The 11,637-nt window shown below is 43.0% G+C and carries 16 protein-coding genes; 15 read left to right on the top strand and 1 reads right to left on the bottom strand.

Features of this window, described 5'->3' with window-relative positions; translation table 11 throughout:
- Positions 1–128: 128 nt before the first annotated feature.
- The 15 genes from IQQ51_RS07890 to IQQ51_RS07825 all read left to right on the top strand — a co-directional run bounded on the left by IQQ51_RS07890 (position 129) and on the right by IQQ51_RS07825 (position 10,769).
- Complete coding sequence (locus IQQ51_RS07890; RefSeq protein WP_086775908.1) at positions 129–830, top strand: hypothetical protein; 702 nt, start codon at positions 129–131, stop codon at positions 828–830.
- Positions 831–935: 105 nt separating this feature from the next.
- Entirely contained in the window at positions 936–1,067 is a 132-nt protein-coding gene (locus IQQ51_RS27745) for a hypothetical protein (RefSeq protein WP_016787086.1), read from the top strand.
- Between the two features lie 11 nt (positions 1,068–1,078).
- Positions 1,079–1,900: a major capsid protein P2 gene (locus IQQ51_RS07885; RefSeq protein ID WP_048668537.1), complete on the top strand. Its 822-nt coding sequence runs from the start codon at positions 1,079–1,081 to the stop codon at positions 1,898–1,900.
- A 9-nt stretch (positions 1,901–1,909) separates the two neighbouring features.
- On the top strand, positions 1,910–2,179 hold the full coding sequence (locus IQQ51_RS07880; RefSeq protein ID WP_193840764.1) for a hypothetical protein: 270 nt from the start codon (positions 1,910–1,912) through the stop codon (positions 2,177–2,179).
- 10 nt (positions 2,180–2,189) lie between these two features.
- Positions 2,190–2,327 (top strand): hypothetical protein, encoded by a 138-nt coding sequence (locus IQQ51_RS07875; RefSeq protein WP_193840763.1) that lies wholly within the window; start codon positions 2,190–2,192, stop codon positions 2,325–2,327.
- Positions 2,327–2,533: a hypothetical protein gene (locus IQQ51_RS07870; RefSeq protein WP_048613587.1), complete on the top strand. Its 207-nt coding sequence runs from the start codon at positions 2,327–2,329 to the stop codon at positions 2,531–2,533. The genes IQQ51_RS07875 and IQQ51_RS07870 overlap by 1 nt, the downstream gene beginning before the upstream one ends.
- Complete coding sequence (locus IQQ51_RS07865) at positions 2,514–3,458, top strand: hypothetical protein (protein ID WP_193840762.1); 945 nt, start codon at positions 2,514–2,516, stop codon at positions 3,456–3,458. Before IQQ51_RS07870 ends, IQQ51_RS07865 begins: the two co-directional genes overlap by 20 nt.
- Entirely contained in the window at positions 3,455–4,273 is an 819-nt protein-coding gene (locus tag IQQ51_RS07860) for a hypothetical protein (protein ID WP_193840761.1), read from the top strand. Before IQQ51_RS07865 ends, IQQ51_RS07860 begins: the two co-directional genes overlap by 4 nt.
- Positions 4,270–4,710 (top strand): hypothetical protein, encoded by a 441-nt coding sequence (locus IQQ51_RS07855; protein WP_193840760.1) that lies wholly within the window; start codon positions 4,270–4,272, stop codon positions 4,708–4,710. Before IQQ51_RS07860 ends, IQQ51_RS07855 begins: the two co-directional genes overlap by 4 nt.
- A gap of 47 nt (positions 4,711–4,757) precedes the next feature.
- Positions 4,758–5,186, top strand: a complete 429-nt coding sequence (locus tag IQQ51_RS07850) for a M15 family metallopeptidase (protein WP_193840759.1) — start codon at positions 4,758–4,760, stop codon at positions 5,184–5,186.
- The gene (locus tag IQQ51_RS07845) at positions 5,183–5,593 is read left to right on the top strand and encodes a hypothetical protein (protein WP_193840758.1); all 411 of its coding nucleotides are present in this window, start codon (positions 5,183–5,185) and stop codon (positions 5,591–5,593) included. The genes IQQ51_RS07850 and IQQ51_RS07845 overlap by 4 nt, the downstream gene beginning before the upstream one ends.
- A complete protein-coding gene (locus IQQ51_RS07840; RefSeq protein WP_193840789.1) occupies positions 5,578–5,748 on the top strand; it encodes a hypothetical protein in 171 nt (56 codons plus the stop codon). Before IQQ51_RS07845 ends, IQQ51_RS07840 begins: the two co-directional genes overlap by 16 nt.
- 358 nt (positions 5,749–6,106) lie before the next feature.
- Entirely contained in the window at positions 6,107–7,426 is a 1,320-nt protein-coding gene (locus IQQ51_RS07835; RefSeq protein WP_193840757.1) for a hypothetical protein, read from the top strand.
- Positions 7,427–7,701: 275 nt separating this feature from the next.
- Positions 7,702–8,745 (top strand): GTP pyrophosphokinase, encoded by a 1,044-nt coding sequence (locus IQQ51_RS07830; RefSeq protein WP_193840756.1) that lies wholly within the window; start codon positions 7,702–7,704, stop codon positions 8,743–8,745.
- A gap of 587 nt (positions 8,746–9,332) precedes the next feature.
- Positions 9,333–10,769, top strand: a complete 1,437-nt coding sequence (locus IQQ51_RS07825) for a hypothetical protein (protein ID WP_193840755.1) — start codon at positions 9,333–9,335, stop codon at positions 10,767–10,769.
- A 76-nt stretch (positions 10,770–10,845) separates the two neighbouring features.
- On the opposite strand, the gene IQQ51_RS07820 is transcribed toward IQQ51_RS07825, so the two are convergent.
- Positions 10,846–11,268 carry a phage protein gene (locus IQQ51_RS07820; RefSeq protein WP_193840754.1) on the bottom strand — a complete coding sequence of 141 codons (423 nt, stop codon included), beginning with the start codon at positions 11,266–11,268 and terminating at the stop codon, positions 10,846–10,848.
- Positions 11,269–11,637 lie beyond the last annotated feature (369 nt).

Below are 11,637 nucleotides of genomic sequence, written 5' to 3'. Positions count from 1 at the left end.
CTTTGCGATGGCCTCAATGACCTTGATCGGCGGGTGTGCCAAACAAGTGCGTCAATTGAAGCAAGCCCAAGTTGAGGTAACCGAGCCGGAAACGCCACAGGAGGCTGATGGTGAAGCTGCCCAATCCAGTGAACAAGAATAACGCCCACAATGCCGAGCATGTTTGTTATATGGGGACGACGGGCAGTTGTAAAACCACGGCAATTCGCCGGCTTAACTTCATTGAGCGCCAGTCTCAAGTGGTAATGTTTGATCCCTACAGTGAGCATCTTGAGGCACCACTTAAAGGTGGTCGCGTGCAAGCGTGTTACAGCTTTGACGAGTTCTATCATAAAGCGTGGTTTGCTCGTAAGAAAAAGGCCGCGTTTCGTTTGGCGTTGGTTGAACAAGACAGGACGCGAGAGAACCTTGAGCAGTTCGCTAATATGGTGTGGTCATTGGGTAATGGCCACCATCCTAAAAAGCTGCATTGCGTGATTGAAGAGTTAGCCAAGTTCACGCATTCACCGTCCAAACTCGATGGTATTGCTGGGGAGTTATGGACCGGTGGCCGCGGGTTTGGTTTGGTTATGCATGCGACGTTTCAACGTGGCCAAGAAGTGCCAAAGACGGTGCTTGATGAATCCAAATATGTGTATGTGGGTGCGGTCAGTTCAAGGCGCAACGCTAAGTACATCTCAGAGTATTTCGACATTCCAATCGACGCCATTCTTTCACTGCAAAGCTGCGTTGACCGCGAGCATTTAGGGCGTAAAAAGTTCGCCGATTACATCCTCAAATCCCCAGGATTAGGGAAATGGCAGCAAGGTAAAATCTACCCAAACCGATAAAGGTAACCTAATAGGTTAAACCCTTTACCTAACAGGCTTTAGGGAGTGGTGATTCTGATATGAAAGAGCCACGTTAACAGCATCAATCATTCCAAAGGAACTCCCATGAGATTGAATGTGAAAAACGTGGCGATTGTCGCCGGAATTGCGGCGGTAACGACGGGTGCAATCGTCTTTGCCGTGAATAATAAAGTCGGTGGCCTAGATAAGTTACTCGGTCGTTCTGGCTGGTTCTAAAGGGGATCACGATGTCAGTCAAACCTATCAAACTCAATTCGATGGTTGGCGCGTCGTGGGGACAAAAAGGCACGTTGCCTATCCCTAATGGCCCGACATACCACGAACTTATCCTCGAAACCAACGCGAGCGCGGCAGATATGTTACGCATCGCGATCACTCTGAATGCAGAAGAGATCTATGTCCTGAGTGGCGAAGAGCTGTTGATGCTAGAGCGGTATAAGCGACGTGATGCCATTGCGGGGCATTTTGTTATCCCGTTCAGTGACATTGTGGCGCGCACTAAAAACGGAGTGCGTTACACCGGTTTAGTGACGGAACTTGGCGATAACATTCACCTCGATATTCAGTTCAAGAGCAAGGCGGCCAACGCCGCAGCATTATCGATTCAAGTCCATGCATGGGTGAGTAATTCGCAAGCCATGCGTGTGTTGGTACCCATGATCAAACGTGAAACCATGCCAGCCAATGCTCAAGGCGAGAACGAGTTCACCAACTTGGTAACGAGTCCACTTATCAGTATTAGGCGAATGCACTTTATGCACGACAACATCAGCAAGCTTGAAATAGAGCGTGATTTTGTCAAAGAGTACGAAGCCAACACCTTTATTTCAGAGGCCAATGCCAAGCGTAATCAGCGTACGCCACAAGACGGTTATTTCCATTTTGACCCAATTGTTCGCGGGTTCTCTATTGATGAGTTGTTTCCAACGCAACACAGCTCAAACCTTAAGTTTTCTGTCACGACAACGGATGTCCCTGGATCGATACCTATCTTAGTGGAATCGGTAAAAGTCACACGTCCTGAAGTGCTGCAAAGTGGCACAGGCTAAGGAACGGCGATGAAAAGCTTCTTTGATGATCTCTTAGAGTTTGGGTCGGGTGCATTGGATTCCGTGGGGGAAAACGCGTCGTGGCTTTTTCCGAGTAATGACCAATCAACTAACCCAGATAAGACTCAACAACCGAATCATCCTGTCGTCGATGACAGAGGGAACGCCGTGACCACACCACAGGGGCAGCGTGAGGCTGATCAAACCTTGCTGTATGTCGGTGGCGGAATTGGTTTGGTGGTGGTGCTGTTATTGGGCGTACTCGCGTTTCGAAAATAGGGAGAAGGTCATGCCATTAGTGTTCTGGGTATTAGGCGGCGTAGGCACGGGCAGTCTTATCGGGATCAGCGCGAGCAAAGGAATAACCAAAGTGTTGTTTGTGGTGCTCATCATTGCCTCATGGATTTGGTTTAAAGGAGGACAATGATGCTCGGATCATTAACATCACTAACGGGTGGTGGCGGCTTGCAAGGTGGTATGGCAGGGCCAGCGACTTCTGGAACGTCAGGTAACACCACGAACAACAGTGGATTCGAAGGCGGGCACATCAGCATCGGTGAATCCAAAGGAATGCCGTGGTGGTTCATTGTGTTGATGGCGCTATTTGCGTTGTATGCGCTGTCGAAACGCTAGCCTACAACCCACGTCATGGTCGTCCGTTCAGCAACGGTTAAAACCGGTACTTAGAGACTACTACGAACAAGCACAAACTGAGGTAGCACAAGGCTTAGAGGCAACGTACCAAGTAAGTGACACTGTCATGTTATTGCGTGGTGAGCAGCTAAAAAACAACACCAAAGAGTTGGTTGTTGTGGGGCTGGCGGGAGAAATGGCCACCGGCACGTTGGCCGCCGTTGAGCATGCTAAACAGCATGGCTTTGATTCGGTACGAGCGCATTTTTATCGTGATGGTGCCGAGCGATTCATTGCAAGACGATTGAAATTACCGGTTCACGAAATTGAACGTCGCGGTGATGAACGGGTTTTACAAATAAGGTTAGCGGATATGGGTGGAAGAAGTTCTTCGAAAAGTCGTCAAAGCAACACCACAACGACCACGAATACCAGCAGCAGTGCTGCGGTGGGTCGCGATAATACCGGCGTGATGATGTCGGGCGTCAGTGACTCGGACATCAATTTGACCATGACCGATCATGGCGCAATGGCCATTGCTGGACGAACTGCAGAAGAAGCGTTTGATTTTGGCACCCAAGCCTTGAGAGTCAATGAATCGGTCGTCGGAGATTCATTGAACATGGTCGATAACTCGCTGCGCGTGGTCGACAACACCGTTGACGAAGCGTTTGGGTTTGGGGCTTCAGCGCTTGAAGAGCAATCCGAAGTGAGCCAATACGCGATTGATTCAATCAAGTCGATGGCAGGCCAACAAACGGAAACCACTAAAGCGGCGATCGCTTTGGCCGATGGTGCTAAATCTCGAGAGCAAACTGGTACCTCAGAATCGGACAATTCAATGTTGAAGAAACTGTCTCTCACAATGGGGATCATCGGCACCATTATCACGATCGGTGTTTTGATGGCAGGGCGCTCATCATGAAACAGACTCACACTCTTAAATCCGATCACACATTAACGTTTAACGCGGGTCAGTCCGGTAAGTACCTTATATTACGCGATACTACGCACTCGTTACTGCTGCAGGGCGATACGATGCGACCAGTCGAGATCTTTGGTGGTGACACCGTTGATGTGTCAGCGCTGGATAAGCTCGAATTACATAATCATCAGCCCGTAAATGTGACCTTTGAATACCAAGTGTCGGATTTACTGATCATGACTAAGGCTCAGAAAATCAGCGTTAACAATGCGCTGTTAGTCAGTGAAATTGAAAAGCCAATAAACGTTAGAAAACTACTCGATCCGGTTAAGATTAGTGACATTGTAACTCCGTTAAAAGTATCAGAAATACAAACACCTACTACGATTAGTCAGGTTCAAACACCGGTCAATGTCAATCGAGTGGCCGAACCAGTAACAGTCGACCAAATCACACAGCCGTTGACCGTTGAACGCATTCAACAACCGGTGAATGTTGAGGTCGGAAATGCGTCACTAAACGTGCAAGCGACCATCACCAATAGTGAACTGAAAGTCACGTCAGAGCCGGAACGTGTGACGTTCGCCAGAATTGGCAATGGCACCTTGTTAATGACGGGAGGCTATCAACGCATTCAAGAGAAAAGCGCGAGAAAGGCGCTCATCTTACAAGCTCTGGCCACTAATGAAGGCTCGGCCATCGTTCAAGGTTTCTTGGAGTTACGCCCGGGCGGGCATTTGATGCTCAATACCAATCAAGCCGTTAGCTTGAAAGGTACCGCAAGCGACCGCCTTAAAGTAGGAGAAGCGCTATGATGCTGTCATTAACCAATCCTGAGCCTAAGAGCCCTAATGATGATTTGTTGAACGTGGAAGCAAAACACGACAATCAGATGAAATTCATTTTCGGCTCAAATCGAAAGGCGACGTTCCCACTTTCAAGTCACGTCGAATTGCTCGATTTGACCATTAGGCGTTTTAAGCAAGCGCAAGCAACGCCACATAATCAGAGCAGTAGCTCTTCACGGATTTTGGCGAAACCTGGCATCGTTTATATCAGATTTCTCAGGGCTAACAACACGCAAGTGTCTTCTCGTCTCTTGTATCTGTATTTTGCCTCGAATTCCCTTTATGGCTATCCACTGTTTCTTATCAAACCGAAAGCCGCGACCAAGCTTGAGATCACCGTCTCCAACGTTGACGCCAGCGTTACGCTGCATTCGAGACTCCTAATGAAATCGGAGGACGAATGAGATGGATAGTGTTACTCGCCAGTGGCTTACTGGCTGGAGTGTATCTTATGAATAAGAAAACCATCGATGAGTCGGTCAGCAACTTTGTGTTGTCTGCTCGTAGCGAAGCCCGAATGCTCGGTGTTCATGGTGATTTGAAGAAAGTGGTCCGTAGAGCCTTACAGATCTCACCTTACGATTTCGGTATCACGGAAGGGCTACGTACCGCCAAACGCCAATACCAACTTTATCAGGAGGGCTTGAGCCAACTTGACGGTCACAAACGTCCAAGCCGCCATCAATCCGGCCATGCGATTGATTTCGTGGCTTACGATGAAAACAACAAGGTGACATGGGACTTTAAGTATTACGAAGCGATCAGCAAAGCCTTTAAACAAGCGGCTAGGGAGCTTGAAGTATCAATCATTTGGGGCGGTGATTGGAAGAGCCTTAGAGATGGTCCACACGTTGAATTGAATCGTTTGGTGTACCCATGATTAGCGCGTTACTGAATCTTGTGACCGGTGGCGTAGCGACGTATAAGCAGCTCAATCAAAACAAAGCTGAGGCGTTAAAGCGTAAAGATGAACTCGAAAATGAGAAGCATCAGGCGAGGGTGCGTCGATTACAAAATGGCGAAGAGCAGGCCAGTAACCTTGATGATATCAGCATTCGAGATAGGGGGTTTAAGGATGAATTTATCCTGTTAGTCGTCTTCGTACCAATCATCTTGTCTTTCATTCCCAATTACGCGCCATATGTAGAACAAGGCTTCAATGCACTGCAGAACATCCCTAACCCTTATTGGTTTGTAGTCGGTGCCGTTGTTGTCGATACGCTAGGCATGCGTGCCATGGTGCGATACCTACTTGAATACTACGCATCTCGATGGAAAACGAAGTGATGGCGTACATCGATGCGTTAATCATCGCTTTGATCACAGGTGGAGTCTCAAGCCTTGGCACGATTGCAGCTTTGAAAACAGACATCAACTGGATTAAACGAGTGCAGCAAGACCAAGAGCAACGGATACGAAAACTGGAGGATCCCAATGGCTAAGAAAGGTTATAAGTGCAAAGGCCGCCGACCAAACGGCCAACTTAAGAAAGGTTATACGCTCAAGAATGGGCGCGTGGTTAGGGTCAACACAACACTTAAGAAATACAAGAAACAACGGTAATTCACACCAATCAAAGGAGGTGCTTTCTTATAAAAATAGCTATTTTTATATTCAACTCATAAGGGCTTTAGTTTTTAGCATTTAGTTTCACAGCAAATGATTTAAATCACTGTTATAGATAAGGTTAATAGGTATAATCCTTTAACTTAAGGTTAAAGATCTCATCGTTTCAAGATTGTAGTCAACCACTAACTTCCACTTGGTAGCTCGCTAACTTCCTAAAATAGAGAATAACTAATGAAAAATTTCGAAATCGAATCGATGAAAGACCAGATTCATTTTGGTAAAACTAAAGAGTACTTTGAAGAAGTTCTAACTTCTTATCAAGTCGGGTCATATAGGTCATCTGTAGTGATGTTATGGGCTGTTTCAATTTCAGATATTGTATACAAATTACAATATCTAGTAGATTTATATTCTGATGCCGCAGCAAAAGAAATTTTGGATGAAGTTAGGGCTATTCAAGATGAAGATGCTAGATCTTCAAGTTGGGAGTTAGGTATTGTTGATAAGGTTTTCAATAAAACGAATCTTATAGATAGCGCAGAATATGAAAATATTCGATACCTGCAAAAGCAGCGACATTTATGTGCACACCCAGTACTTAGAGGAAACTTAGAGCTTCATAAACCCAATAAAGAAACCGTACGCTCTTTGATTCGAAACACATTAGAAGGGTTGCTTATAAAACCACCATTTTATACGCAAAAAGTCATAACTGAAATACTAGAAGATCTTGATGAATCAAAAGAAGCCTTGAATACTAAAGAGAAAGTTAAGAGGTATATCGAAAGCCGCTACTTAAATAGAATGACAGATGAGGTCGAGTTTGCTCTATATAGAACGCTATGGAAATTGACATTCAAAGTAGCTAACGATAAATGTGATGAGAATAGAATACTAAATCTAAACGTAATTAGAGTAATAACAAGCCGCCACAAAAATAAGTTAGCTGACCTTATTGTTGCTGACCAAGATTATTACAGTAACATCGCATCCAATGGAAACCCATTAGATTACTTAGTCCACTACTTGTCCATGAATGAATCGTTTTATGTACTTTTGACTGAGGACGCAAAATTGAAAATTCAACATGCGTCAGAAAATACGGATGTAGGACGCACATGTGGTTGGTTTACTCGAGGTGACTTATTAAATCATTTTGATTATTTGACTACTTGGATAGAGAGTGAAGCATACCCCGATTTTTCAGAGTCACAATGGAAATACTTGTCTGAGTTATCGGACAGTGAAGAGTGGGAAATGCAATATGCCAAACTGATATCTTCTTATTACTGTCGTAGTGGGGGCTTTGATACTGCTGACTCAAGGTTTACTAACTGCTTACTACCAAACCTACGGTTTTTCAATAAAGAGTCTGCAGAATACTTATTACAGAAGATCGAGGGGAACAATCAACTTTATTGGCGTAATAGAGCTGGTATAGATCATAAAAAAATCAGGGAAAATTTTAATAAGTTTCTTCCCGCAGACTTCGATTATTCAGTTTATCCTCACTTTGATGATGACACAAAACCAATTGAAGCAGGTAATTAGAAAGCATTTAGAACTGATTTACATACGTGTGTCAAACTCTCGATCTCTCAGATTTGACACACTCTGCATCATCCTTAAGTGGTATTAGATGTTTGGGTAAGTATATGAGATTTACATAAGAGCTTTGGCATTCAATCTGTATGTAACCATTAAGTAACAGTTTTATTTAAGTATATATTTGTATCTTTTCGCTTTTGCTAAAAATAAATATATAGACCCTAAGTTTAAACAGAGATTTTGTATCTAACAGCTGTTATGCACTTTTGGAGGTATTATTGCAAAATTATAGAGATAAAGTCTGGAAAGAATCACCAGAAGTTATTAGAAATTATTATGAAAACATAGAGAGCTATCATCTTTTATGTAAAGAAGTTCATTATATTTTACAAAAGAGCTTGTCTAAAACGGAAATTGAAGTAGCTTCGATTTCTTCACGAAGTAAATCTTTGGAAAGCTTTTGTGAAAAAATTCATCGAAAACAATATGGAAATCCATTTGAATCTATTACTGACTTTGCTGGTACACGGGTAGTATTCTTGTATGAGCAAGATCGTAGTGCTATTGAAGAACTAATCGAAAAGTCATTTGAAATAGTTGAAAAAGTCGATAAAGTTCAAGATTCAGAAGTAGATAGGTTTGGCTATGGCGCTCTTCATTACATCGTGCAACTAAAAAAGAGTTATGTAGGTGAACGCTATGATGAAATCAGAAACTATCGATGTGAAATTCAGGTAAGGACAATCCTTCAAGATGCATGGGCTTTAGTTGCGCATCATTTGAGTTATAAACAGGAATCCGACGTCCCTAAGCATCTTAGACGCAAACTAAATGCACTTTCAGGTCTGTTTGAAACAGCAGATGACCAATTTCAACATATCAGAGACGCTAGAAGAGCATATCAATCCAAAGTCGCGGAAGCGATAGATCACAGTGATGCACTTATAATGTCTCAAGATATTGAATTGGATAGTTTGCTAGCTTTTCTGAAGTTAAAGTTTCCAGGGCGCATACTTGATAGTAGTTCTGATATTTCTGAACTTGTTAAAGAGGTTAGAACACTTGGTGTTAAGAACTTGAAGCAGCTTCAAGATATTTTGGATAAGACGGAGCGCGCTCGACAAGAGTGTGAAGCTGCTTATCCGCCATACGATCCAGTTAACGATGTAGATACTATTTATACAGCGGTGGGTGAAACTAGACAGGCTCTACAGTTTATTTTTGATGAGTACATAGACAGGCTTTCTGATTTTAGCGAGGAATTTGCTTCAACTTCGAGAAATCATAAAAATGAATTCTCCTATTTGATAGAAAACAAATAGCAAAGTAACTCCCTTGTCTTGGCATCATCCGTTTAAAGTTAGATTTCTTGAATGATGTGACTTTATGCCCTTCGTTTGGTGTAACAAACGACGAAATTATGTTGTTCTCACCTTGATAAATCACGTCATCTAGTGAATAAACACTATGCGAAAACAATAGTGTTTATTCATAATTTCAAATTTTTAGAGTTTAGTCGGTATCATTATTTCTACCCTAATCGCTTTAGGTTCGAACCTAATAATGCCAATGATTGGTAATTGGCTGGTAAATAGGTGCTCTGTATTTCGAGTTAAGCTCTTTTTGAGGACCGTTAACGTGGTCTAATTACTAAAGCGAGTAAGCTTACCGAGGGCATAAGAAGCTAAACAGAGTTCGTCGCGCTAAAGGATAAAGGGCTAGGGGATGTGTTCCAGTTCAAATCTTCCTGCTCAACTAAACAGTGTACTTATGGTTACCACGCTGGAAAAGTCGAATTCATTTATTGGATTCTGCTTTTTAAATTAAACATTTGCACCTAATCGCACTTGATTGCATAAGAATACCCCCCATATATGTATGGTTAAGTTATAGATTGTGGAGATATAAATTGGCTAAGATAAAAACACCAACATCGCTATCTACAGCATTCAACATCGACCCTAAACAGTTAGATGTGTTGGGGGTAGTAGATGTTCAATTGGATGTAGATACGCGTTTGTTTATCGATCCTCTCTTGTTATTTCAAAGTTCTCATATTGAAATGAGCAGACAAGCAACCGTCGCTTATGAAAGTAGGTTTGGCGAAATTATTAAGTTATTAAGTAAATCCAAAACAAAAAATGATGTGTGTTGGAAAGCTGCAAAGAAAAAATTTAACTTTTCAGAAGTAAGTAATACTTGCCTAGGCTATGGAGCGTCTGTTCGTGGTTCTGGATTCGGACCAGAGCTTATTGAAGCTACGCTAGATACTGCTAAAGAAATAATCGACTTGGGTATTGATGATGTTGATATGTTTATGGCACTCGCATTATTCGAGGATGGAATTGGTCCTGACCGTATAAGTGATATGACCACCAACATCATTATTGATGCGCTCGTAGCATTTACATCGAGAGTCAATAGAACTTTAAATCTCCCGACAAAACAATTCAAAATAAAGAACCAAAGTTATGAATTGGTTGAGAGTCCCATTACTGGGGAAGGTATTTTATTAGTTCCTTGTGATGTTGTTAGAGCTTTACCTTTTGCAGCCGATTGGAGTGATATAGGACGAGTAGCACGTGAAAATGAAGAGCTTCGTGAACAACTGAACCAAAAAATCGGTGGTATTTGGACGTCGATGACTAGGAAAGAAAAAGATCAAGCCAAAATAGCAGCGCTACAAAGCAAAGCGTCATTCGAAACGTTGTTGGAATTGGTACAAAGTGCTGCCCCTGAACCATATGATTTCCATACTGACAAGGAAGGGGAAATATTTTGGCGTAAGCTTCTTACATCTATAGCGTTAAATCATCCTAAAGACCTTTCTAAGTTTTCAAACAAAAAATTAACTCTTGATGATGTTGATGCCATTGTTCAAGAAATTTTAGAACAGTTCCAAGACTTGATTGAACACAAAGGCTTGTGGAAAGAGCTTTGGGCTGAAGATGGTAAACCGAGAAAAGAAAAGGCAGCTCAAAGGTTATTATTTGCTGTTGCATACAGCTATTGTAAAGCTAACGATTTGGACTTATCTCCTGAAGCTGATTCAGGGAATGGTCCAGTAGATTTTAAGTTATCTCAAGGTTTTGGTTCTAAGGTAGTAGTTGAAATAAAACTTTCAACTAATGGTAGCGTAGTCCATGGTTATGAGAAGCAATTAGAAATCTACAAAAAAGCTGATGACACCGAGAGAGGATATTTCCTGTTGATAGATGTTGGTTCTATTGGAAAAAAATACGCAAAAGTTCAACAACTAAGAGATCAGCATCTGCAAGATATAGGCGTAGCCTCTAAAATTATTTATGTTGATGGGCATCAAAAGGCATCAGCTAGCATAAGATAGCTAACTAGTGGTGAGATGGCAGGTCGAAGCCTTGGAGAGCGAGTAACGTTATTAGGTGTGGGTGTTGTGTTTGCTGTTATTTGAATTTGGTGGGCACCCAAGGTTTCGCCGGCATACGGCGACCGCCACGAAATGGCAACGGATGCTCTTTAGGTGGGTAAAACTTTGGGGAATCGATTCGACCGTGGCGTTCGACGAGCTGACGATGTTCGTCGCGCCAATACGCAAAACTGAGCAATTCTTTCGGATTAAACTCGCGTCGTTCAGGCGTGATCAAGGTGGCACGGTCAAAGTGCACCTTAAATCCATTCCAACGATGGTCTAATGGCAAATAACCGCGAGCGTGGATGTTCATCAATTTTTCGGCCATCGGGTTCACAGGGACTTCACCTGAGAGCCAACGTTGGACCGTGATCGGTTGAACATGAAAAAAGGCCGCGGCGTCGTGGATATCATCAAAGTGATGATGCACGAGATCCGCAAAGTGTGGCGTGAGCATGTGATCTCCTTCAAAAATTAAGACAAGCGTGCAAAGTTTTTTTCCTCCTCATAAAGTGTGTTTGTAGTAGAAAGTCTCTGGAAACGGCGACACGTCAGCGTAAAAATCAGAGACACGAAAACCAAGTATAGCCAACAATATTGAACGCAACGTGCATAAACGTGCAGCCAAAATCCATAAAACCCACGACATTAAGGACTTAATCCGGCGTTGTGTGCAAAATTCGTAAGGACTAAGGCACTGAAACCCCTCAGATTTCACATACAATCACTGCGTATTATGGTGATGAATTATGTTGAGGGTCTGCCAAGGGCCTAGAGCATACAACAACGTGGGCGAGGGATATGCTCAATTAGAAAGGCCAGCTTG

It is taken from the genome of Vibrio sp. OPT18, from assembly GCF_015163615.1.
In the GTDB taxonomy this organism is placed as follows: domain Bacteria; phylum Pseudomonadota; class Gammaproteobacteria; order Enterobacterales; family Vibrionaceae; genus Vibrio; species Vibrio coralliirubri.
This window is presented reverse-complemented; position numbering and strand designations above follow the sequence as displayed.

Bases quoted from the DNA above. Each gene is read 5' to 3' on its own strand.
- IQQ51_RS27745 (WP_016787086.1), top strand. From the start codon at position 936: ATGAGATTGAATGTGAAAAACGTGGCGATTGTCGCCGGAATTGCGGCG.
- IQQ51_RS07885 (WP_048668537.1), top strand. From the start codon at position 1,079: ATGTCAGTCAAACCTATCAAACTCAATTCGATGGTTGGCGCGTCGTGG.
- IQQ51_RS07880 (WP_193840764.1), top strand. From the start codon at position 1,910: ATGAAAAGCTTCTTTGATGATCTCTTAGAGTTTGGGTCGGGTGCATTG.
- IQQ51_RS07875 (WP_193840763.1), top strand. From the start codon at position 2,190: ATGCCATTAGTGTTCTGGGTATTAGGCGGCGTAGGCACGGGCAGTCTT.
- IQQ51_RS07870 (WP_048613587.1), top strand. From the start codon at position 2,327: ATGCTCGGATCATTAACATCACTAACGGGTGGTGGCGGCTTGCAAGGT.
- IQQ51_RS07865 (WP_193840762.1), top strand. From the start codon at position 2,514: ATGCGCTGTCGAAACGCTAGCCTACAACCCACGTCATGGTCGTCCGTT.
- IQQ51_RS07860 (WP_193840761.1), top strand. From the start codon at position 3,455: ATGAAACAGACTCACACTCTTAAATCCGATCACACATTAACGTTTAAC.
- IQQ51_RS07855 (WP_193840760.1), top strand. From the start codon at position 4,270: ATGATGCTGTCATTAACCAATCCTGAGCCTAAGAGCCCTAATGATGAT.
- IQQ51_RS07850 (WP_193840759.1), top strand. From the start codon at position 4,758: ATGAATAAGAAAACCATCGATGAGTCGGTCAGCAACTTTGTGTTGTCT.
- IQQ51_RS07845 (WP_193840758.1), top strand. From the start codon at position 5,183: ATGATTAGCGCGTTACTGAATCTTGTGACCGGTGGCGTAGCGACGTAT.
- IQQ51_RS07840 (WP_193840789.1), top strand. From the start codon at position 5,578: ATGGAAAACGAAGTGATGGCGTACATCGATGCGTTAATCATCGCTTTG.
- IQQ51_RS07835 (WP_193840757.1), top strand. From the start codon at position 6,107: ATGAAAAATTTCGAAATCGAATCGATGAAAGACCAGATTCATTTTGGT.
- IQQ51_RS07820 (WP_193840754.1), bottom strand. From the start codon at position 11,268: ATGCTCACGCCACACTTTGCGGATCTCGTGCATCATCACTTTGATGAT.